Here is a 21,857-nt window from a genome sequence, read left to right on the forward strand (position 1 = left end):
CGGTTGGTTGTCCGCACTGAGGGAGGTCGGCGCGGCACATGGGGAGGAGAGAGATGCGATGACGGCAGTACTATCTGTCCTGAATATACTGCGCCCGCTCAACACCGGCCTGCTTGCAGTCGGCCGTTGGGTGGGCGTTTTTGCCATTGGTTTGATGGTTCTTGCGATCCTTATACAGGTGTTCTTTCGCTATGTGCTGGGCAATGCCTTGCCTTGGCCGGACGAAGCAGCGCGGTTTTGCATGTTGTGGATGACTGGCCTTATGGCGCCGACCGCACTGCGTAGCGGTGGTTTCGTCGCAATTGACGTCGTCGATTCCATTTTGCGTGGACGAATCTTTCATGTCTTGCAGCTGGTGCTGCTGGCGATCGGGCTGACAGTGCTGATCGTTGGCGTGCAGATCGGCTACAAAGAAGTAACCGGTCTTGGCGGACGCTTTGCCACGGCGTCGCTTTATGTGCCGACCTCTCTCGGGTTTGACAGTTGGTACCGGGTGCCACGCAGCTGGATGATGCTATCGCTTCTTGTTGGCATCGCCCTGCTGATCCTTGTGAATATTGAACTGATCCTTGAACGTATCGTGCGATTGTTTGGTCAGGGTGACCGCTTGCCAGAACGTCCGGGCCTGAACATAGGGGGGGCAGAGTGATGTTGATCTGGTTTCTACCTCTGTTCTTATTTCTGCTGCTGGTCGGCCTGCCGGTGTTTTTCTGCCTTCTGGCGGCCCCCGGCGCGCTACTTTGGCTGAACGGCCAGGAACGTGACCTGACGCTGCTATATCGCAACCTCTACAACGGTATGGACAGTTTTCCGCTAATGGCGATCCCGTTCTTCATGCTGGCCGGAGAGTTGATGAACCGCGGGGGGATCACCGTCCGGTTGGTAGAGTTTTCACAGGCGTTGATGGGGCATTTGCGCGGTGGGCTGGCACAAGTGAACATCCTGTCGTCAATCCTTTTCGCGGGTCTATCAGGATCGGCTGTGGCCGATACGTCGGCACTTGGCTCCATGCTGATCCCTGCGATGGAAAAGGAAGGATACAGCCGCAGATTTGCCGCTGCTGTTACTGCCGCCAGCTCCGTCATCGGTCCGATCATTCCGCCGTCGGGCATCATGATCATTTACGCGTATGTCATGGGAGAGAGCGTCGCGGCTCTTTTCTTGGCGGGTATTGTTCCGGGAGTTCTGGTGGGCGTCGGACTAATGGTCATGGTGCGTGCATTGGCCGACCGTTACGAGCTGCCGGCCGCCCGGCGGGTGGTTTTTGATAGTGTTGAGATCGGCGGCATGGAGCGTTGGTTCTCTTTCGGTCTCGTGCGGCTCAACCTTGGTCTACTACTGGTACAGTTTGTTCCGCTTGGCGATGACGCCGGGGTCCGTATGACATGGTTGGCCTTTCTTGGTTCTGTCCTGTTTGCACATGGGGTGATGCTGGGGCTGCGCCGGGTTGTCAGCCCGGCGTTTCGTACGATCTGTAAACGGGCTGTGGTGCCCTTGCAGACGCCCGTGCTGATCCTCGGGGGTATTCTGGCGGGTGTCTTCACCCCGACCGAAGCTGCTGCTGTGGCCGTCGCATACGCCTTGTTGATCAGCTTTCTTGTGCTCGGTTCCATGCGGCTGGCGGACTTACCGGAGGTGTTTACACGCGCAGGCATAACTTCGGCTGTGGTGCTGCTGCTGGTGGGCGCGGCTATGTCGTTCAAGACCGTTGTCAGTCTTAGTCATGCGCCGGAGCAATTGGCGGATTTCATCCTGACGCTGTCGGAAAATCCGCTGATCCTGTTGTTCCTGATCAACCTCTTGCTGTTTGTCGTCGGAATGTTCCTGGACGCAGGCCCAGCGATTATCATTCTGGGCCCGATTTTGGGACCGGTGTTTACCGATCTTGGTGTGGAATCGGTCCATTTCGCCATTATCATGTGTGTGAACCTGACGGTGGGACTGGCCACGCCGCCCATGGGGTTGGTGCTGTTTGTAGCAGCCGCCGTTTCTCAGGAACGGGTGACAACCATCGCCAAGGCGATCCTGCCGTTTCTGGCGATTGAGATTGCGGTGATCTTTTTGATCACCTTCGTGCCGGCCATTTCGCTGACCATCCCGCGACTGACCGGATTTCTGAACTGAGGATACCCAAGTACCCAAAATAAAAGAGCAACAGGAGGAGAAACGAATGCTCAGGAAAATAGTGAAGACGGTGGCGCTATCGGCGCTAATGGCAGGCACTGCTCTGTCGGCCTATGCAGCGGATTATAAGATCCGCGCTACAGCGAATTCCAACGAGAATGACGAAGACTACGACGGTCTGGTGGTGTTCAAGAACTACGTTGAGGCGGCCTCAAACGGTGCCATCGAAGTAGAGTTGTTCATCGGCACCCAGCTTTGTTCCAACGGGGCGGAGTGTCTGCAGGGCGTCGCTGATGGATCGATTGACGTCTATATCTCCACCTCGGGCGGCGCGTCCGGCCTATTTCCGTATGTGCAGGTGCTGGATCTGCCTTACCTGATGGCTGATGACCGTATCGCCGAGCATGTGCTGTCGGGCGATTTCACCCGTACTATGCGTCAGATGGCGCTTGAAGATTCCGGTGACGCTATCCGCCTGATGACCATCGGGAATACTGGCGGCTGGCGCAATTTTGCCAATACCAAACGTCGAGTTGCTGAGCCTGCCGACATGGACGGCTTGAAAATTCGTACCGTGGTTGCTGATCTGCCGCAGGAGTTGGTGAAGGCGCTGGGAGCTGCCCCTACACCCATCCCTTGGCCCGAACTTTTCACATCGTTCCAGACCGGCGTGGTTGAAGGTTCCAAAAACGGCATTACCGATATCATGGGCATGAAATTCCCGGATGCGGGCCTACAGTACGTGACGCTGGACGGCCATGCCTATATGGGCGCGTTGTGGTGGATGTCGAATAAGAACTTCATGGATATGCCAGAAGATATGCGGCAGGTCGTCGTAGATGGCTTCTACGCGCTGCAACAGGCGACCTTTGCTTCACCAAAACGCAAGTCTATCCAGGCTTATGAGGATTTTGTCGCCGGAGGCGGGGATCTCTATGTGCCCACTCCTGAGCAAAAAGCGGCTTTCAAAGCGTCAGCTGAGCCGGTCTATGACTGGTTCAAATCCAACGTAACCCGAGGCGATGCGATCTTTACCGCACTGACCGATGCGGTGGCCGAGGCTGAAGCTGATATTGGTGCGGCCCGCGCGGCAGACCTGAACTGATAGCGCGCCGATAGACCATAGGGCGGCGCGGGATCTGCTCGCGCCGCTTCTCTCCCGTTCGCTACCGAAACGGGTACATCCAGACCTTATAGTCCTCGACCAGAATATGCGCCTTATCGATCTCCGCCGTAGTCATCTTTTTGACCACTTCTTCAAGGCTGATTGCCGCATCGGGATCGCCGCCAATAGCCGAGAGTGTGTACCACATATACGCGCGCACCAGATCGGAGGCAGGCATGCCTCGACCGATCTCATAGTACCAGCCAATGCCGGATTGCGCGCCGGGGTGACCTTTCATAGCGCTGCGCAAATACCATTCAAATGCGCGGACATCATCCTTCTCAACCCCAAGCCCCATAGCATACATCACTCCGATCAACTCTTCTGCATCGGCGTTGCCGGAACGCGCCGCCGGCCAAAGTTCCTCGCGCGCTGCCGCAAATTCGCCCGCCTCCATCAGATCGCGCGCCTGTTCAATTTCAGCGCGTGCGGGCAGGGGGGTGACCAGTATCCACACCACAAGGGTGGCCTGAAACAAGGACGCTCTCGGTCTGTAACTCTCACGCATGTGTTTTCCTCGGTTGTTCTGGCGCTTGGTCTGTGTTGTGGCTCGGCTTACGCCGAAGAGGTGCGGCTACCTGGGCCTCTAGGGGCGGAAGACTTTTTGCCTGTCGATCCGGCCAAGGCGGAGCTGGGTCGCCTGCTATTTTATGACAAGATCCTGTCTGGGAACAGAAATATCAGCTGCGGAAGCTGTCATCATCCGCGACATGGCACATCTGATGGGCTGTCTTTAGGGCTGGGCGAGGGCGGACAGGGTCTGGGCCGCTCACGCATATCGGACAACGGCACCAATCGGGTACAAAAACGTGTGCCACGCAATGCACCTGCACTTTGGAATCTAGGGGCGACATCCATCAACGTTCTGATGCATGACGGGAGGATCAGCGTCGATCCGATCTATGGGAATGGATTCAACACGCCGGCAGAGGAATGGTTGCCGCAGGGGCTGACGTCTGTGCTCGCAGCACAGGCGCTGTTTCCCATGACCTCTAGCGTAGAGATGGCTGGTAATGTTGGTGAGAACGCGGTGATCGGTGCGACTCGTGACCGGATTGATCTGGCCTGGCCCATCATTGCCAAGCGCGTACGGGGGGTGGCTGGCTACGGAGATCGATTTATTGCTTCGTTCGACCATATCTCCGCTCCCGAGGAGGTGCAGATTACCGATATTGCCGAAGCACTTGCGCAGTTCATGGTGCAGGATTTTACATCCTACGATAGTCCGTTTGATGCCCATCTTGCGGGTGATACTGATGCGCTCACCGACCAACAGAAAGCCGGGGGCGATCTGTTTTTTGGTTCCGCCGGGTGTAGTGGGTGCCATGCTGGGCCGTTGTTCTCTGATCAGCAATTTTATGCGCTCGGGTTACCAGCCTTTGGGCCGGGTCGTGGGCGTCGGTTTGATCCTTACGCGCGCGACGTTGGGCGTATGGGCGAGAGTGATAATCTCTCCGATGCCTACCGGTTCCGCACGCCGATGCTGCGCAATGTGGAACTGACGGCCCCCTATGGCCACAACGGGGCATTCCCGACGCTGGACCGGATGATCCGCCACCATCTTAATCCCGTAGAAAGCCGTGCGGGATGGTCACCTAGTGATCTGCAATTGCCAGATGTACCATGGCTGGCTGCCACCGACTTTATTGTGCAACAGGACAGGTTTGAAATGGCGCGACAGGCGCGGGCGCGTGACATCTACCTGCGACAAGATCTGACGGATCAGGATATCGCAGCGCTGGTCGCATTTCTGACAGGGCTTACCGGTGCCAACGCCCGCGCAGAGGTGTCTTATGTGCCGACTTCAGTTCCCAGCGGATTGGCCGTTGATATGGCAACCCCTTGATCGAGTGCCAGTTTCAGGGATGCTCAAGATATTTTTTCATCGCTGCACGACTGCCGTGATCATTGATCAGCGCTATCCAATCAGAAAACCGCGCCTCAACACGCTTATCCTGCGAGAGATCTGAATAGATCTGGTTTTGCTGTAGCCAGGCCGAAGGGGATATCTTTGCCTGTTCGGCATAGGATTTGCGCAAGTCCCAGTCCGGATCATTGGGCGCGATTGTGCTCCCGTCTTCGCGGATACCGGTGCACATCCGGGCCCATAGCGCCTCAACCAGACATAATCCGTCGATTGTGCCGCTCTGCTGCAGCGCGTCGCGCAGGATTGGCAGGACAAAGCCGGGATGGCGGGCAGTACCGTCATAGGCCACGCGTCGGGTGGTGTCGTGGATCCCTGGGTTGGCAAATCGCCGTTCGATCAGCGCTAGGTAGCTCGGCGGAGATATCGCTGGTACTGCCGACACGTAGGGCAGGATTTCGTCTTGTTGAACCTTACGGAAGAACGCCGCCACCAGCGGGTCCTTCATACAGTCGGCGATGGTCGCGATCGACAAGAGTTCACCGACGTTGGCGAGGATCTGATGGCCCGCGTTTAGGACGCGGATCTTCATACTCTCATAGCTGTGCACATCATGGGTGAAGATCGCGCCAACTTGATCCCAGTCAGGACGCCCTGCGCAGAATGCATCCTCGATCACCCACTGACGGTAGTTCTCATGGGTCACAGGGGCGGCGTCATCGACGCCGTAGTCACGGGCCAATGCGATCTCTGCCGGGCCCGTCGCAGGGACGATGCAATCTACCATCGAATTTGGAAATGAGGCGTCGTGATCAATCCAAATAGCCAAACTGGGGTCTGTTTGCTGGGCCAAGGTGACGATTGCGTTGCGGGTGATTTGGCCGTTGCCTTGCAGATTGTCACAGCTTTGGACGGTGAATGGGCGCTGCCCCTGATTTCTGCGCAACCGCAATGCCTCGACAATAGCGCCAAACACCGTGCGCGGTTTGTGGGGGTGGGCAAGATCATGACGGATGTCATCGTGATCAAGATCTAGGCCGCCCCGATGTGCGCTCTGATAGTATCCACCCTCCGTAACCGTCAGAGAAACAATGCGGATTGCCGGGTCGGTCATAGCTTTTATCAAGCTGGCGTTATCGTCCTCTACGGGAAGGAAATCGATCATGGGGCCAATCACTTCGGCCGACGGTCCGGCTGGATCCAGTTCGATAAGGGTGGATAGGCAATCCTGATTAAGCAAACGATCCCGCATTTCGGTATCTGCTGCGCGAACACCTGCACCGATGATTCCCCAATCCATGGCTTTGCCCTGCTGCATGAGCGCGTGCAAATACCAAGCCTGATGCGCTCGGTGGAAATTCCCGAGGCCGACATGCACGATGCCCGGTGTGATCTTTCTACGGTCGTAACTGGGTCTGCCTACCTTCTGAGGCAGGTGCGTCAGGGTGTCATTTGATAGTTTCATGGCCACTGCCTCCCTTTTCTCAACACGCATCAGCTCATCCATTGGCCACCGTCAACGTTGTAGGTTTGGGCCACGATGTAGTTGGCGTCATCGCTTGCCAGAAAGACGGCCATACCGGTCAAATCGGCGGCGGTGCCCATCCGGCCATGAGGAACAGACCGGGCGACTTCGGCTTTCTTTTGACCTGGGGCTTTTCCCTCGTATTTTGCAAAAAGCGCATCAACCTGATCCCAGTGTTCGCCGTCGACCACGCCTGGAGAAATCGCGTTTACGTTGATGCCATGTGTGATCAGGCCTAGCCCGGCAGATTGCGTCAGGCTGATAATGGCGGCTTTGGTTGCACAGTAGACTGACACCAAAGGCTCGCCGCGCCGTCCAGCTTGGCTTGCCATATTGATGATCTTTCCACCGTTCCCTTGTGCGATCATCTGTTGTGCAACGGCCTGCATCATGAACAGCGTGCCGGATACGTTGATGTCAAAGGTGCGCTGGTAGTCGTCTCGTGACACTTCGGTCACTGGCGCTGCTGTGAAAATCGCGGCGTTGTTGATCAGGATGTCGATACCACCGAAGGCATCGACAGTCTGGTCGACGGCACGGCCAATGCTGCTCTGCTGGGTGACATCTAGGTCAATTGCAATGGTGGCAGGGCCAATCATCGCAGCCGTTGCTTCTGCTCGCGAATAGTCGATATCGGCGATTGCAACTTGTGAACCTTCTCTTGCATAGGTCTCGGCGAAGGCCGCGCCGATGCCGCGCGCCGCGCCAGTAATCATGGCGCGTTTTCCGTCCAGCCGTTTCATTCCATCCGCAACCCGTTGGCATCGAAACGATGCAGGTGCGCCATATCTGGCGTAAGGAAAACGTGGGCACCGTAACGCAGATCCAGTTCACCACCGGCCCTGACAGTCAGTGGATTCTCAAAGGCGTCGCACATGACATGAAAGAAGGTGTCAGACCCCAGATGCTCGGACACGCCGATAGTGCCTTCCCATTTACCTTCGGTCTCCGAAATGTCCAGATGCTCAGGACGAATACCGATGGTGGCTGCATCATGTTCGGCCGCCTGTGGTCCGGTTAGGAGATTCATCTTGGGCGATCCGATAAAACCCGCCACGAATACGTTGCGCGGCGCGCGATATAGCTCCAATGGGCTGCCAACCTGTTCGATAACACCAGCATGCAATACGACGATCTTGTCAGCCATCGTCATAGCCTCAACCTGGTCGTGGGTTACGTAGACCATTGTCGTTGCAAGTCGTTTGTGCAGCTCCGAAATTTCCAGCCGCATGCCAACGCGCAGGGCGGCATCCAAATTTGACAGAGGCTCGTCGAATAAAAATGCTGACGGTTCACGAACGATGGCACGACCTATGGCAACCCTCTGGCGCTGGCCGCCCGACAGCTGACCCGGACGACGATCGAGGTAATCGGTGAGATTCAGCGCAGCAGCGGCATTGGAAATACGGCGTTGTTGCTCATCCGCAGGGATCCCGGCCATTTTCATCGGAAAAGCGATGTTTTTGCGCACTGACATATGCGGGTAGAGCGCGTAGGACTGAAAGACCATCGCCAAGCCGCGTTTGGCTGGGGGGATGTCAGTTGCGTCCTGACCGTCGATGCTGATGCTGCCCGAGGTGATGTCCTCCAGTCCTGCTATCAGGCGCAGCAGCGTTGATTTGCCACAACCGGACGGGCCGACGAAGACGGTGAATTCACCATCTTCGATGGTCAGGTCCAGCGGCGGGATGACCTCAACGGGGCCAAAATTCTTGGTCACGCTTTCGAGTTTGATCTGTCCCATGGGTGTCTTCCTTATTTCACGGCGCCGAAGGTCAGGCCGCTGACAAGTTGTTTCTGGCTGAACCAGCCAAGGATGAGGATCGGCGCGATGGCCATTGTCGATGCCGCTGACAGCTTGGCGTAGAATAGGCCTTCAGGGCTTGAATAGCTGGCAATGAACGCTGTGAGAGGCGCGGCCTTGGCTGCGGTCAGGTTCAATGTCCAGAAGGCTTCGTTCCAAGCCAGGATGATGTTCAAAAGCAGGGTCGACGCAATACCGGGTATCGCCATTGGCGTCAGGACATAGAGGATCTCTTCCTTCAGTGTCGCGCCATCCATACGCGCAGCCTCTAGGATCTCGCCGGGGATTTCCTTGAAATATGTGTAAAGCATCCAGACGATGATCGGCAGATTGATCAGCATCAGCACCACAACCAAACCAAAGCGGTTGTCCAGCAAGCCCATTTTGATGAATAGGATGTAAATTGGATATAGCACGCCGACCGCTGGCAGCATCTTGGTCGAGAGCATCCACAACAGGATATCTTTGGTGCGTTTCGAGGGCACGAAAGCCATAGACCAGGCTGCAGGCACCGCAATGATTATGCCAAGGATTGTTGATCCTCCGGCGATGATCACCGAATTCCACAGAAAACGCATATAGTTAGATCGTTCTTGCACGACGTTGTAGTTTTCCAAGGTCCAGTCAAAGAACAGGAACACCGGCGGATCACTGATAGCCTGCGCTTCAGTCTTGAAACTGGTGAGAATGGTCCAGAGGATCGGAAAGAAGATCAGTAACCCGACAGCCCAGGCCAGCAAGGTGTTGATGGCTTTGCGTCTTGGTGTAACGGCACGTGCCATGGTGGCCTCCTTATGCGTCGAGGTTTTTGCCAACAATGCGCATCAGAAAGATGGCAACGATATTGGCGAGGATGATGGCGTAAACGCCGCCGGCGGATCCCAATCCAACGTTCTGGCTTTCCAGTACGCGCTGATAGATCAGATAGGTGAGCGTCTTCGTTCCGAATGACCCTTGGGTGGTCACAAAGATCTCAGCGAAGATCGACAGTAGGAAAATCGTCTGTATCAGAACCACCACGGTGATAGCGCGGCTCAGATGCGGCAGCGTGATATAGCCAAACCGTGCGACCGGCGGTGCACCGTCCATCTCAGCCGCTTCCAGCTGTTCACGGTCCAAGGATTGAATGGCAGTCAGCAGAATAAGGGTTGCAAACGGTAACCATTGCCAGCTCACGATCAGAACAATGGATTGCAACGAGGCTTCTGAGAGCCATGAAACCGGTTCAGCGCCGAATGCCTTCCACAGATGGGCAAAAAGACCGTTTACGGGATCCATAAACATGTTCTTCCACACCAATGCCGACACTGTCGGCATGACGAAAAACGGTGCAATCACCAGAATGCGGACAATGCCTTGCCCCCACATTGGCTGGTTTAGCAACAAGGCAAGAAACACCCCGAGGATTACGGTAATCAGAAGGACGCCACCAACAATGGTCAGTGTGGCCTGAACGCTTGGCCAAAACGCGCTGGAAGATAAAAAGCGGGCGTAGTTGTCGAAGCCAACCCAGCCAAGATCGCCGCCGCGCAGTGGCAGGTATTTTTTGAATGAAAAATAGAGCGTCATGGTCAGCGGAACCAACATCCAACCCAAAAGCAATATAACTGCCGGGGCCATCATGATGCGTGCTGCCGACCGGGAATGTTGGGTCGCCATGGCAAATCTCCATTGTCGCCGGTTCTTATGCCGTCGTGACAAATATTGGCTTGTTTGGGGAGTAGGAGCCAGAGGGCAGTCTCAAAAGGGAGCTGCCCTCTGGGAGGGAGGAGGCGTCAGTAACCTGCCGCTTCCATTTCATCCGCCGCCAGCGCCTGTGCTTTCGCAAGCGCCTCATCAGCGGTTTGTTGTCCGGCGAGTGCGGCCGAAAACTCCTGACCAACCTGTGTCGCGATACCCGCAAATTCTGGGATTGCGGCGAACTGGATGCCAACATAGGGAACCGGATCAACGGTCGGGCTATTCGGGTCTGCTAACAAGATGCTGTCCAGCGTCATCTTCGCGAATGGGATATCCTTATAGTTTGGATTCTCATAGAGCGAAGTACGAGCGCCCGGAGGGACATTGGCCCAGCCTTCGTTTTCGGCAACCAACTCAATATAGGCTTTTGACGTGGCCCATTGGACAAATTCTTTTGCCGCGGCCTCTTTCTGGGTGCCAGCCGGAATAGCTAGAGCCCAAGCCCAGAGCCAGTTGCTGCGTTTGCCCAGTCCAGTATCCGGAGCAAGTGCAAAGCTGACTTTGTCGGCAACTGTGGAGTCATCGGGATTGGTCACGAACGACGCGGCAACTGTCGCGTCGATCCACATGCCGCATTTGCCTTGCTGGAACAATGACAGGTTTTCATTGAACCCATTGTTTGAGGCACCCGGAGGGCCTGCATCATTCAACAGATCAATGTAGAAGTTGAGTGTGTTTGACCAGGCTTCGCTGTCAAACTGTGGTGCCCAGCTCTCATCGAACCAACGCGCACCAAACGAGTTGGACATAGCAGTAATAAAGGCCGCGTTCTCGCCCCAACCAGCCTTGCCACGCAGGCAGATTCCATAGACCTCATTATCCTTGTCGGTCATCTTGCGGGCAGCGTCGGCTACGAAATTCCAATCCGGTGCGGCAGGCATCTCGAGACCTGCTTTCTCCATCAGATCAGAGCGATACATAATCATGGAGCTCTCGCCGTAGAATGGAGCCGCATAGAGCGTTCCATCATAGGATAGGCCACCACGCATTGCCGGCAGAATATCGTCGACGTCATAGTCCGCAGGCAGATCGTTCAGCGGGACCAGCCAGCCGTTCTTACCCCAGATTGGCGTTTCATACATGCCGATGGTCATAATATCGAATTGACCACCTTTGGCAGAGATGTCTGTGGTAACGCGCTGACGCAGCACGTTTTCCTCCAGAGTGACCCACTCAACCTCATGCCCGGTTTTTGATGTGAAATCCTCTGTCAGCCCCTGCATACGGATCATGTCGCCGTTGTTCACGGTGGCGATGGTGATCGTGTCGGCAAAGGCCGCTGTGCTGGCTAAAACGGTCAGTGCCGTCGCCGCACGTAGTGCGCTCTTAAGGTACATCCTTATCCTCCCATGATTGGATGTTGTCATAAGAGAGTAGCGGAGTGATGCGTCGCGCGTCAAATTAAAATTTACGCGCGTAAAGTTTGTGAAAAAGCTAAAACCTAAAGCAACTTACGCGGACCCGCGCATAATCAGTTGCCCGGAGAACAGAATTTCGCGACGGGAATCAGCTTCAGAACGCCCCTCGATTCGTGCAACCAATGTTTCTGCACTGGTTTGAGCAATCGCTGTGTAGTCTTGGGAGACAGTGGTGAGTGTCGGGCAGGTGTAGCGTGAAAAAGGATGGTCATCATGGCCTGCGACTCGCAATGCGCAGCCATCTCCTAAGCCAACACGCAGCCCAAGCTGATAGGCCGCTGATAACAATCCAATCGCAAGCCTGTCATTGCTGCACAGGATGGTATTCGTTGCTGGTCGATATTCAGTCAGAAGCCGCGTGCCTTCGCGAAATCCGATCTCTTCAAAATCCCAACCTTCGCCAGGAACCTGGATCAGCTCGGGTTTGTGCCCCAGCTCTTCCATCGATGAAATATAGGCATTGCGGCGTTTGACAGCGTTGGGGTTGGTCGGCGACTTCATTTCAAAGAACGCAGGCGCATCCCCGGTGCGGCAGAGATAGTCCACGATGGTGGTGATACTCTGCTGATTGTTGGATCCAATGAACGCCTCTCCGGTATCTTCAAGATTTGCATCGAACAGGACCGTTGGGACCTCCTCGCAAAATTGCTGGATCTGCGAGGTCTCCGACACCCGGCCCAACGGCGCCAGCAATGCGCCTGCTGGCTTGAGCAAACGCAGATTGTTCAGGTTTTCCAATTCATGTTCTGTGGTTCCGTTCGAGCCCAGAAGAACCGGACGATAGCCAGCCGCAATCACATGATCCTCGATATGGCGTGCTATCTTGGCAAAGAAAGGATCGGTGAGGTTTGGAACCACTATGCCGATGGTTTTTGTCAGCCGCCGGTTCTGGTTCATGGCGTATAGGTTGGGGCGGTAGTCGAATTTCTCCAGCGCTTGCTCAATACGCTCTCTTGTCGATTTGCGCACACTGGCCGGGTCGTTAAAGAACTTGGACAGCGTTGGACGCGAGATGCCGCTCACCGCAGCGAATTCATCCATGTTCTTTATTTTGGGCTCACTCATCAGTATTTTGGGCTCACGTGTCAGTGGTGGTCCTTGCCGACCTTACAGTCTTAAAACCGGCCCTCGTTCTCAGAACAAGGAGGGGCTAGGGCGAGGACTATCTCACGTAAGTTAACGCGCGTCAAATTCACGAGGATATTTGCGAGGGAAAGCGTGCACAGCATAAAGTACGTACCCAAGGCAAAAGGATGGAAAGCCGGGCAGGGGCGACAGAAGCGGCATTTTTATTGTTTCTCATTGACTTAAGTGAATTTCAATAGCAGCTTGCGATACCCTCGGCCATTCTAAGTCTGCTAGATTTCTCTGCTGCGGTGTCGTCGGCGGACTTCTAGGCAGGTATAGGCCGACTGCCGCGTAGCTTTAATACTGGCACGGTTGTGGCGGGGTGGCGCGCCGATAGTTGGCTGGGCACCAGATCGGGAACACGAAGTGATGCGGTATCTGACCCGTTCTCCCAAACAGGCTACCAATTTCGACCAGCCCGTTCTGACAGAGTAAGTTCAATGGATTGGTGATACCAAAAAGATCATGAGAGCGTAGTATTCCACGCTCTCATGCAAATTGCCCCGTTGATGGTTCCCGTCAGATCAGGTTTCAGGACCTATACCGGACAGGAAGAAATCCTCCCCGCGTTTTGGATTACTCGCCAGGCTTTCGACCATGTCTTCATAATACTGACGCTTGATTACACGGCTTTCATCTTTCTTGAGGCCATGACCTGTAAAGGAGGCAATACGTGCCGTATCGCTGTCTTTCTTAACACGCATGGCACGGGCGACCTTGTCTGGGTAACGTTTCACCAAGGCACTGCGAAGCGCCCAAGTGTATTTTGGTGAAAACGGTGAAATCCAATCGACAAACCAAAGCCTGTCGCCACAGGTCCAGCCGTCCGGGTCAAGGCGGCTAGGATTCAGGATATATCTTGCTTCCGTTTCTTCATCCAGCAGGGCCCAGCTGCAATATGCAACTGGATAACCGTTTCGTTCGACGATGTAATATTGCTGGCATGCTATCGCAGGCAGAATGAACTCTGCCTGCTGGTTGACGGTCCAATCCCGGTGCAGAACTGAATTGGACCACAGCCAGGCGATCTTTCCATAGGTGTGGAAGTTCTGTTCGTGATCCATTTTATTCTCCAGGTCCCGAGCAGGACTGTTTGAGTGCGTCGGCATCAGACAAACACAAAAGAGTTCGCCACCAGTGCGTCGGGCTCAACCCCGATAAGGTCGATGACGTTGCCGTCGCTCGTGTGGATACGGGTTGCGTACACCGAGTTGTCAGCGTTCTCCACGAAGGACATCTCAAAGCCATCCACTGATCCGCCAAAGTTGAACAGAAGCTTGTCTTCGCCGACAGTGAAGTCTTCAATTAGATCGTGGCCGTGGTTTGCACTAAAGACAAAGGTGTCAAACCCTGCACCTCCGGCCAACCGGTCACTTCCTCCACCGCCTTCAAGACGGTTCCCTTCATCGTTACCATAAAGCTCGTCGCTTTGCGATGTGCCGATAACAGCCTCGAAGCCTGAGATTGTATCATCGGTGACGTAGCTGCCGCTTCCAGACATGCGCTGTGATGTTTGGTTTGCCAGATTGATTTTCACTGCGGCAGCCTGACCTTCGTAGCTCAGGACATCAAAACCCTCACCGCCATCCAAGGTATCGCCCCCTTCACCGCCATGAATCGTATCATCACCGGCCTTGCCTTCGATCCGGTCATTTCCGGCACCCCCTTCAAAGTAGTTCGCGCCGCTGTTGCCGGTCAAAATATCGGCGTGACTTGTGCCGACCACACCTTCGAAGTTGCTGACAGTGTCTCCTTGCAGCCACTGGCTACCATTCCAGTATTGCTCCAGCTGGCTATGAGCAGGATCAGTGGATTCCAGATGGAACTGAATTGCCCAGCTCGCCCCCCTGTAGCTTGCGATGTCAAAGCCTGCACCACCATCAAGAACGTCAAGACCGGCACCGCCATGGATTACATCATTGCCGGCAAGACCTGAAATCGTGTCGCTGCCTAAGCCGCCTTCCAGGTAGTTGGCGTCAATGTTACCTGTAATGCGATCTGCGTGGTCTGTTCCAATCACGCCTTCAAAGTTGGAGTAGGTCTTGGCATCGCCTACGATCACTTCGTCCCCAGATGAGTTTGTGTACCGTGCATACTCTTTGAGTTTAGTCGCATCGAGATCAATCTTGATGCCGATGCCGTAGCCCTCGCGGCTGTAGAGGTCGAAACCGGTACCGCCATTGATGGTATCGTCGTCAAGACCGCCATTGATAATATCGTTACCAGCTCTTCCGTCGATGGAATCCGCACCATTGGAGCCGTATATATTATCTGATCCACTTGTACCCACGAGTACATCTGCCTGATTAGTACCATTTATCTCAGAACGCGCGGTATCTCTGATCGAAAGAATATCCTTCAGCTCGGCCAGCCCATCCGCATCCAGTTTAGCGCCGCCTTTCTGTGCATCCAATGTCTGCCCCAAAGCATCGGCGAAACCACTGGTGTCGTCTGTGTCCTTGTGCGTTTGCCAAATGTCATCCGAGTTTCGGAAAGCATGATAGTTGGAGCGAATAGTGCTGAAATAGTTGTTTGGTGATGCGGCCGATGTGCTGCCGAAAGTACCTGCTGGGCCGTGGTGAAAATTGACGCTAACACCCTCGGCGTGGACAACGTTGACGAGAAGCTTGCTGTTGTTACCACTTAGCGCAAGCGCGCTGTCAAGATCCGACTGAACCAATCCTTTTACGGTTGTCCAACCTGAGGCTCCTCCGCCGTAAACTTGGGTGTTGGTTGCCAGACCAATCCCGCTAGTAAAATAGTCTTCGACAGTAAAGGAGTTATTCTCCCCGAGCGAAATCACCAGGTCATTGCCGTATGAATTGAACCAGATATCAGCGTCATCAAGAACACGGATGTTCAACACGTCCCCCTTGATGTCTTCGGCCTCTGGGCCGGTGATCAAATGGTGACCATGGCTTCCAATCGTCCAACTTACAGGGAAATTTTTTACGTTGTAGACATCCCGTCCCTCTGCACCGACAAGTATATCATTGCCCGTATAGAGGTCATCAATGACGAATTGATCATCCCCGGCGCCACCAAACAGATAGTCATGCTCGCCGGACCCCTCGATCGTGTCATCGCGGTCTGACCCCAGTATGGCCACCTTTTTATTATAATACGCCTCAATACTAATGTCCAAATCTGACTCGCTGTTGTCGGAATTCAGGTTGGTAATGCTATTATTGATCGCCTCCCTGTAGGTTGTCAGAGAGTGCACAATAGTTTCCCCGTCAGCGCCCTCTGCATCAAGTTTGACGTGAACCTTTTCGGTGTTCAGAACAGTGAGGTTCTTGAGTGCTGCATCGTCCGTGTTGCGCAGTATATTGGCCAGTGATGCTGCTGTCTTTGCGACTTCTTCTTCACGATTGTCGGAACCGATAGGGATAAGCGCTTCGGCCATCTCCGTTGCTGTTTGTGCACGTATTTGATCTGTCTCCAACTCATCCAGAAACCGGTCGAGCGTTTCCTTGGTGATCCCGATGGTATCGCCGTGGCCGTCACCACCATCTATGTAGAGGTCGGACTTTTGTCCGTTCCAATAACTCTCAAGCAAGCTGTGTTTGAGATTGATCAGGTCATCACCGGCTCCGCCGCCAACGATTTCGATTGCATCTCCGACATCAATACTGTCATCGCCACCAAAGCCAAAGACCTGTACAATCTGGGTGGACAGGTCCTGATATATGTAGTCACCAAGAGACGAGCCGTGGATGATCTCAACGTTGCTGAGGCGATCCGTGACACTGTGCTGGGTACTCCGATCTTCTAGGCCGACTTTACGGAATTCAACAACTTCTGTTCGTTTCCCATGATTGGTGGTTTGGGAGTCGATTGTCTCCTGGTAGTATTTCGATCCTTCTTTCAGATTTTTGCTGACTGAAACCGTGTCTGCACTAGCGAAAACTGTGATACCCCGCGAGAGTTCAGTGCCTGACAATCTGGCGTAGGAAGCGGTATCACTGCCACTGCCCCCGTCAAAAGTGATCTCGCTTTCATAGGCGAACAACGTGTCATCACCTCCAGCCGCATCGATTTCAATACCGATTTCCATCGAGTTGCCGAGCCGGTCCTGCGCGCTGGTGACCACCTTGCTCATGTTGAATGTGGTTTGATTGTTACCAAAATCACGGATTTTCCAACCAGACAGGTCGGTGATCTTCAGCGTTGTCTGATATTCGTTTTTGCCGGTTTCTTCTCGGCTTGTGCTCTCATTACCGGCCGCGAAGAGTGGGGTTGTGAAGGTGAGATACGACTTTGCACCATTTGCATTGGGAAGTTGGATGACATTAACGGCATCCCCCTGCACTTGCGTTAGCGACCTGTCGCCAGCTAGCCAACCGTTGTTCGCGAAGGTCTCGACATAGTTCTTCGCGGTTTTGTTCAATTCACCGCTGGTCTTGGTAATTGCAGCAAGTTCGACGTCAGTCGCATCCAGACCTTGACCGCCAAGTGCGATGACCTGATCAATGTCATCTTCTGCCACAAGATCGCTGAAGAAGTCAGTGTAGTGCGCTTTGATCTTATCCTGTTTTTGGTCAAAGCTGCCATCAAAGAACTCTTCGACCGTTTGTTCATTACCGTTTTTGTCTGTTCTGATTTTTTCGGCGTATTTGTCAGCGATGCCTTCAAGCGCGACTTGCTCAAACGCGCCGACAATTGCCGAAATTGCTCCACCGATTAAGCCGACCGCTGCAGCGATTGGTGCGCCGACGCCGGTTGCGGCCAGAACGCCCGAGGTCACGCCTGTCACAACGTCCAAGCCAGTTGTCACGCCATAAAACGCGGCTTCAGCGTCTTTTGACTCCTGCAACAAGTCGCCAAGGAGACCCGAGCTGTAAGTGTCAGCCTTTTGGATCGCGTCAATGCGATCCTGTTTTTGGTCGAATTCGGACCATTTCGCGGGGTTGATGGCCCCCACAACCGATCCGATTGCGCCGATAATTGGAACAGCTTTGCCGAGGACGTTTGCCGCCTTGGATCCTGCTTTGACAGCCAGTTCTGCAATGCCGAGCACGTTTTCAACCGCCGCAAAGGCCAGCGCTGTGCCTTGCAGGCCTACTTCGGCCTGAACAATTTTCCGTGTTTCAGGGTCCAGATTTGGATCTGCCAGTAATTTTGCCGTCGGTACAAAGCTGCCCGCAGCACCGCCGACAAGCGAAAGCGCCGCAAACCCTTTAAATCCCTTGGCAACTTTCAGGTGCCCGGCTGCATCCAGGATGTCGCCCATCGAGGACCCAATTGCTTCGCCAAGGAAGCCCGCATTGGTTATATGGCCGTCAACAGTGTTTTCCGGTTTGGTCGCAAACGCAGCTGAGGCTTGTGCGGTGCTCAAAAGACTGACTCCGGCTTTGAGCGACGCAGTCCGGACCGTGCTGCTGTATTCTTCAAACCCGTCCGTTTTTTCCTTTTGATTGATCAGGCCAAGCGTTTCTTCTGAAATCGTCTCCAGCTCGAACTTGGCGGCATTGGCAAGGTCTTCGCTGCCAGTGTATGTCTCGGCTGCATATTGTTTGTATTCGCTCAGTTTTTCCTGCCTGGCCACCTCAAGGGCATCAATGCGAAGCTGAAGGTAGTCGGAGTGTTCCTTGGTGAACCCACCAATATCTTCGCCTTTATTGAATTCGTTCAGAGTGGTCTGCAGGTTCTCAGCGGTAAAGATCATCTCAGTTGTCGTTTGGATCTTCCTGTTGACCGTTTGCGCAAGCGTTGCGTCATAGTCAGCATGTTGCTGGTCGTTATATCTTGAGAATTGCTCTGTCAGCAGGTTCAGTTCAGTTCGCAATTTTCCAAGATCGTTGGAGACGTTGCCTTTGATCGAGTTGACATATTGCTCGTTACTGTCCGCCAGTTGCCCCGCTGCATATTGTTGCTCGACGGCCGCGACCATCTTGCCGACAATTTTCAGATCTTTGGCAATGAACCCGGCTAGTTCTGCGGCCTGGTTCTCATCCTCTTCAATGAGGTCGCTTCCCGCAATTTTGCCCTTGAGGCTTTTGACCAGATTGAAGTTCCAGTTGGAGTAGTTGGTCGCCTTACTGATGGACTTGACCTCAGGAATGGCGATATCGGATTCCAGATAGGTCTGGACCGTGTCGCGGAATGATTCCCTTGCTTCGGGTCCGAGGTCGGAGAAAATTGCGTCATAAGCAATGACCGAGGTTTCCAAGATGGCGGATTTTTCGTCGTCCAGCATGTTGTTCAAAGCTTTCTCTGGGGGTACACGGAGATTCGGTTGATCTGTGGGGGAGCCACACTCGGTTAACGTGAAAGCAGAGAGCCAAACGGTATATGTCCAAATCTGCCGTTGAGTAGATCCAAACGTCGAATTGTTCGAATAGCGCACGTATGATCAACGGTTTACAGATGCTGCTGGTGCTACTTTACCTAACGTAAATTTCTTGCCTTGCCTGACCACAATCAAACCCATCTGTCCTTCGGTGAGTGACTGATCTGGCCAAAGGATTTGAAGTGAGAAGTGAGGGTGGTAGCTTTAACGTTTTGAAAACAGACGCTTGTTGGGCACCTAAAGGGGGCAGGTGGCGCCGCTCTTCCAAGTGGCCAATAGGGGGCTAAGGAGGTCGCCGGAATCGCGATGATCTTGCCAGGTGCTACCGCAATGGTCGTGGCCTGCAAAAAAATGCGTTCTACCTCGCCAACCCACTACCTCAAGACTGCTACCGAGTGCGGGATATAGAATCCGCTGCTCCGTCTTCGAGTGAGGAGCGAATCTGCCGGTCTTATGAGCGTTTATGGCTTCATCTGTGTACCGATCCGCCCGAAGGTCCGCAGCTTGTTCGATCCGAGATTTTCGTAATTGGACCCGCGGTACAGTTTACCCGAAAGCCATTGAAAGATGGGGGGGCGATTTTGTGGCTGTGACACAGGTGTGTGTTGAAAACACTACGTTTTTCAGGCGGATTGGTAGGCCCGGAGGGATTTGAACCCCCAACCAAAGCGTTATGAGCGCTCTGCTCTAACCGTTGAGCTACAGGCCCGCCAATGGCTGGTTAAGAAATCGCAGGCGTGAGGTCAAGCGGTGATCGCGTGATCTTGCACGAGGGGAGGTGATATCTCGGAAGTAGCACTGCTGCGCAGACGGTCGAGAAAGCCATCGATCACCACTTTGTGTCGCCGGTCCAACGCGTGCCGCGACGGGTAGACGGCAAAAATATCCTTGTTGGGCGCAGCATGGTCCGGGAGGATCTCCTCAAAACTGCCATCGATCAGGCCATCCTGCACTACCAGGCGTGGCGCACGGCTGTAACCGGACCCTTTGGTGACAGCCCGCATAATAAGATCAGTATCATCTGCAGTGAAGCCGACGCGGATCGGAGCTTGATAGGTCTCACCGTCACGGGTCAGAGGGAAGTAGCCCATCGTATGATCTTCGTGATGCTGAATGTACTTCAGCCGCTGCATGTCCTCGGGACAGCTTGGGCGACCGATCTGATCCAGATAGGCAGGTGTGGCGAACAGAACGGTTTCCAGCTCCCCAATCTTACGACCAACCCCGTCTGTATCTCCTAGCGAACCAGTGCGAATGGCAAGGTCGTAGTTTTCGCGCACGACATCCACCAACCGGTCCTCGATTCGCATCACGATATTGAGGTCGGGGTAGGGTGTATCCAGTTCCATTAGCATTGGTCCGAGCAAAGCTTGCGCCATGAACCGACTGGTGCTGATGCTGAAACGGCCTGAAACTTGGTCGCTCTGTGCATCCAGTTCGGCAGTCAGGCGATCATAGCCGCCAAGCAGGGATTGTGCATGGGCGTAAACAAGCTCGCCGGCGCGGGTGGCTTTCACGCCGCGTGGGGTCCGCAGCAGCAGCTCATGCCCCAGCAGTGTTTCCAGTGATTTGATCTGTTGGCTCGCCGCTGATTGGGTCAACCCGCGGCGCTGCGCTGCGCGATTTATGCTGCCTTCATCTAGCGTTGTGGCTAAGGTCTCAAGTAACGTGAGGCGATCCATTAGTGCGGCCCTTATAAGCGTGACTGATACCTCATATCTCGGTGGCAAGGCTGTTGCCAGTGAATATCCCGCGTTAAGTACTGAAACACACCAAATTGATCCAATTGGATATCGGAGTTTCTTATGACACTTTCCCGCAGATCCCTCCTGAGCGGCCTGGCCGCTGTCCCAGTAGCTGGTCTTGCCAGCCCGACGATCCTACGCGCCGCAAGCCACAGCGCAGCTGAAACCGCCGCCGCTCCAACACTGCCCGTTGCCTATCACAGCTTTCAGATAGGCTCGGCCAAGATCACTGCTTTGCTGGACGGGCATTTTCTGTTGAATACCGGCCAGATCAACGGGTTCGACCAAGTCCAAGCTGACGCAACGCTGGAGGGTAGTTTTTATCGCATCAAGGACTCTGAGATGTCATTGCCGGTCAACGGTTATCTGGTTGAGCAGGGGGGCGCCGTTACCCTGATCGATGCCGGGACGGCCGATCTCTTCGGCCCGATCCTTGGCGGTTTGGAGGCGGCATTGCGTGCTGCTGGCAAAACCCCGGAGGAGATAACAACCGTTGTCGTAACCCACCTGCATCCGGACCACATCGGTGGTTTGATTGCTGGCGACGGCACTGCACGGTTTCCAAATGCTGAGATCATCGTGGGACAGGGTGAATATGATTTTTGGCACGATGATGCCGTCTATGCCGGAGTCCCGCAGGAAAATCGTGGATTTTTTGACATCGCGCGTGCCTCGGTTGCGCCGTATGCGGACCGTTTGAAGATGTTTGAGGGCGAGGCGGATGTTATGACTGGTCTGCGTTCTGTTCCTTTGCCTGGTCACACACCGGGTCACTGCGGGTTCATGCTGGAGACTGGTGCTGCACCGTTGCTGATCTGGGGCGACTTGATTCACAGCACTGCGCTGCAATTTGCTCGCCCGAATTGGACGCTGGCTTTTGATATGGATCCTGAGCAGACAGTGAATAGCCGGACAAGGATGCTGGACCGTGCCGCCAGCGAAGGCTTGTTGGTCACTGGGATGCATCTGGATTTCCCGGGCCTGGGCCGCGTGGAGCGTGATGGCGACGCCTATGCCTTCGATCAGGCTCCTTGGCAGTTCTCGCTCTAAGG

General features: G+C 54.5%; 16 protein-coding genes and 1 tRNA gene. 5 read left to right on the forward strand and 12 right to left on the reverse strand.

What is annotated here, in order from left to right; all coding sequences use genetic code 11:
- Positions 1–58 precede the first annotated feature (58 nt).
- Genes ACEWZM_RS17275 through ACEWZM_RS17285 form a run of 3 tightly spaced genes read left to right on the forward strand, consistent with a single transcriptional unit; the run spans position 59 to position 3,229 of the window.
- On the forward strand, positions 59–649 hold the full coding sequence (locus ACEWZM_RS17275; protein WP_414007615.1) for a TRAP transporter small permease: 591 nt from the start codon (positions 59–61) through the stop codon (positions 647–649).
- Complete coding sequence (locus ACEWZM_RS17280; RefSeq protein WP_414007616.1) at positions 649–2,124, forward strand: TRAP transporter large permease; 1,476 nt, start codon at positions 649–651, stop codon at positions 2,122–2,124. Before ACEWZM_RS17275 ends, ACEWZM_RS17280 begins: the two co-directional genes overlap by 1 nt.
- A gap of 46 nt (positions 2,125–2,170) precedes the next feature.
- Positions 2,171–3,229: a TRAP transporter substrate-binding protein gene (locus ACEWZM_RS17285; RefSeq protein WP_414007617.1), complete on the forward strand. Its 1,059-nt coding sequence runs from the start codon at positions 2,171–2,173 to the stop codon at positions 3,227–3,229.
- 61 nt (positions 3,230–3,290) lie between these two features.
- Here the strand turns inward: ACEWZM_RS17285 and ACEWZM_RS17290 are convergent, their stop codons facing one another.
- Positions 3,291–3,686 (reverse strand): tetratricopeptide repeat protein, encoded by a 396-nt coding sequence (locus tag ACEWZM_RS17290; protein WP_414008073.1) that lies wholly within the window; start codon positions 3,684–3,686, stop codon positions 3,291–3,293.
- 207 nt (positions 3,687–3,893) lie between these two features.
- On the opposite strand from ACEWZM_RS17290, the gene ACEWZM_RS17295 reads away from it, so the two are divergent.
- Entirely contained in the window at positions 3,894–5,135 is a 1,242-nt protein-coding gene (locus tag ACEWZM_RS17295; RefSeq protein WP_414007618.1) for a cytochrome-c peroxidase, read from the forward strand.
- Positions 5,136–5,148: 13 nt separating this feature from the next.
- On the opposite strand, the gene ACEWZM_RS17300 is transcribed toward ACEWZM_RS17295, so the two are convergent.
- The 11 genes from ACEWZM_RS17300 to ACEWZM_RS17350 all read right to left on the reverse strand — a co-directional run bounded on the left by ACEWZM_RS17300 (position 5,149) and on the right by ACEWZM_RS17350 (position 20,742).
- Complete coding sequence (locus ACEWZM_RS17300) at positions 5,149–6,618, reverse strand: mannitol dehydrogenase family protein (RefSeq protein ID WP_414007619.1); 1,470 nt, start codon at positions 6,616–6,618, stop codon at positions 5,149–5,151.
- Between the two features lie 29 nt (positions 6,619–6,647).
- Positions 6,648–7,421: an L-iditol 2-dehydrogenase gene (locus ACEWZM_RS17305; RefSeq protein ID WP_414007620.1), complete on the reverse strand. Its 774-nt coding sequence runs from the start codon at positions 7,419–7,421 to the stop codon at positions 6,648–6,650.
- Entirely contained in the window at positions 7,418–8,422 is a 1,005-nt protein-coding gene (locus ACEWZM_RS17310) for an ABC transporter ATP-binding protein (protein ID WP_414007621.1), read from the reverse strand. The genes ACEWZM_RS17305 and ACEWZM_RS17310 overlap by 4 nt, the downstream gene beginning before the upstream one ends.
- A gap of 11 nt (positions 8,423–8,433) precedes the next feature.
- Positions 8,434–9,264, reverse strand: a complete 831-nt coding sequence (locus tag ACEWZM_RS17315) for a carbohydrate ABC transporter permease (RefSeq protein ID WP_414007622.1) — start codon at positions 9,262–9,264, stop codon at positions 8,434–8,436.
- A gap of 10 nt (positions 9,265–9,274) precedes the next feature.
- Complete coding sequence (locus ACEWZM_RS17320) at positions 9,275–10,141, reverse strand: carbohydrate ABC transporter permease (protein WP_414007623.1); 867 nt, start codon at positions 10,139–10,141, stop codon at positions 9,275–9,277.
- Between the two features lie 116 nt (positions 10,142–10,257).
- Positions 10,258–11,559 carry an ABC transporter substrate-binding protein gene (locus ACEWZM_RS17325; RefSeq protein ID WP_414007624.1) on the reverse strand — a complete coding sequence of 434 codons (1,302 nt, stop codon included), beginning with the start codon at positions 11,557–11,559 and terminating at the stop codon, positions 10,258–10,260.
- Between the two features lie 114 nt (positions 11,560–11,673).
- On the reverse strand, positions 11,674–12,705 hold the full coding sequence (locus ACEWZM_RS17330) for a LacI family DNA-binding transcriptional regulator (protein ID WP_414007625.1): 1,032 nt from the start codon (positions 12,703–12,705) through the stop codon (positions 11,674–11,676).
- Positions 12,706–13,292: 587 nt separating this feature from the next.
- Positions 13,293–13,832: a toxin-activating lysine-acyltransferase gene (locus tag ACEWZM_RS17335; RefSeq protein WP_414007626.1), complete on the reverse strand. Its 540-nt coding sequence runs from the start codon at positions 13,830–13,832 to the stop codon at positions 13,293–13,295.
- Between the two features lie 44 nt (positions 13,833–13,876).
- Positions 13,877–18,967: a hypothetical protein gene (locus tag ACEWZM_RS17340; RefSeq protein WP_414007627.1), complete on the reverse strand. Its 5,091-nt coding sequence runs from the start codon at positions 18,965–18,967 to the stop codon at positions 13,877–13,879.
- A gap of 726 nt (positions 18,968–19,693) precedes the next feature.
- Positions 19,694–19,769, reverse strand: a tRNA-Ile gene (locus ACEWZM_RS17345).
- A gap of 34 nt (positions 19,770–19,803) precedes the next feature.
- Positions 19,804–20,742 carry a LysR family transcriptional regulator gene (locus ACEWZM_RS17350; protein ID WP_414007628.1) on the reverse strand — a complete coding sequence of 313 codons (939 nt, stop codon included), beginning with the start codon at positions 20,740–20,742 and terminating at the stop codon, positions 19,804–19,806.
- 123 nt (positions 20,743–20,865) lie between these two features.
- Here ACEWZM_RS17350 and ACEWZM_RS17355 point away from each other — a divergent pair, with 123 nt between their 5' ends.
- Positions 20,866–21,855 (forward strand): MBL fold metallo-hydrolase, encoded by a 990-nt coding sequence (locus tag ACEWZM_RS17355; protein WP_414007629.1) that lies wholly within the window; start codon positions 20,866–20,868, stop codon positions 21,853–21,855.
- The last annotated feature ends 2 nt before the right edge of the window (positions 21,856–21,857 follow it).

The organism is Phaeobacter cretensis, from assembly GCF_047372505.1.
Classification (GTDB): Bacteria; Pseudomonadota; Alphaproteobacteria; order Rhodobacterales; family Rhodobacteraceae; genus Phaeobacter; species Phaeobacter cretensis.

Bases quoted from the DNA above. Each gene is read 5' to 3' on its own strand.
- ACEWZM_RS17275 (WP_414007615.1), top strand. From the start codon at position 59: ATGACGGCAGTACTATCTGTCCTGAATATACTGCGCCCGCTCAACACC.
- ACEWZM_RS17280 (WP_414007616.1), top strand. From the start codon at position 649: ATGTTGATCTGGTTTCTACCTCTGTTCTTATTTCTGCTGCTGGTCGGC.
- ACEWZM_RS17285 (WP_414007617.1), top strand. From the start codon at position 2,171: ATGCTCAGGAAAATAGTGAAGACGGTGGCGCTATCGGCGCTAATGGCA.
- ACEWZM_RS17290 (WP_414008073.1), bottom strand. From the start codon at position 3,686: ATGGAGGCGGGCGAATTTGCGGCAGCGCGCGAGGAACTTTGGCCGGCG.
- ACEWZM_RS17300 (WP_414007619.1), bottom strand. From the start codon at position 6,618: ATGAAACTATCAAATGACACCCTGACGCACCTGCCTCAGAAGGTAGGC.
- ACEWZM_RS17305 (WP_414007620.1), bottom strand. From the start codon at position 7,421: ATGAAACGGCTGGACGGAAAACGCGCCATGATTACTGGCGCGGCGCGC.
- ACEWZM_RS17310 (WP_414007621.1), bottom strand. From the start codon at position 8,422: ATGGGACAGATCAAACTCGAAAGCGTGACCAAGAATTTTGGCCCCGTT.
- ACEWZM_RS17315 (WP_414007622.1), bottom strand. From the start codon at position 9,264: ATGGCACGTGCCGTTACACCAAGACGCAAAGCCATCAACACCTTGCTG.
- ACEWZM_RS17320 (WP_414007623.1), bottom strand. From the start codon at position 10,141: ATGGCGACCCAACATTCCCGGTCGGCAGCACGCATCATGATGGCCCCG.
- ACEWZM_RS17325 (WP_414007624.1), bottom strand. From the start codon at position 11,559: ATGTACCTTAAGAGCGCACTACGTGCGGCGACGGCACTGACCGTTTTA.
- ACEWZM_RS17330 (WP_414007625.1), bottom strand. From the start codon at position 12,705: ATGAGTGAGCCCAAAATAAAGAACATGGATGAATTCGCTGCGGTGAGC.
- ACEWZM_RS17335 (WP_414007626.1), bottom strand. From the start codon at position 13,832: ATGGATCACGAACAGAACTTCCACACCTATGGAAAGATCGCCTGGCTG.
- ACEWZM_RS17340 (WP_414007627.1), bottom strand. From the start codon at position 18,967: ATGCTGGACGACGAAAAATCCGCCATCTTGGAAACCTCGGTCATTGCT.
- ACEWZM_RS17350 (WP_414007628.1), bottom strand. From the start codon at position 20,742: ATGGATCGCCTCACGTTACTTGAGACCTTAGCCACAACGCTAGATGAA.
- ACEWZM_RS17355 (WP_414007629.1), top strand. From the start codon at position 20,866: ATGACACTTTCCCGCAGATCCCTCCTGAGCGGCCTGGCCGCTGTCCCA.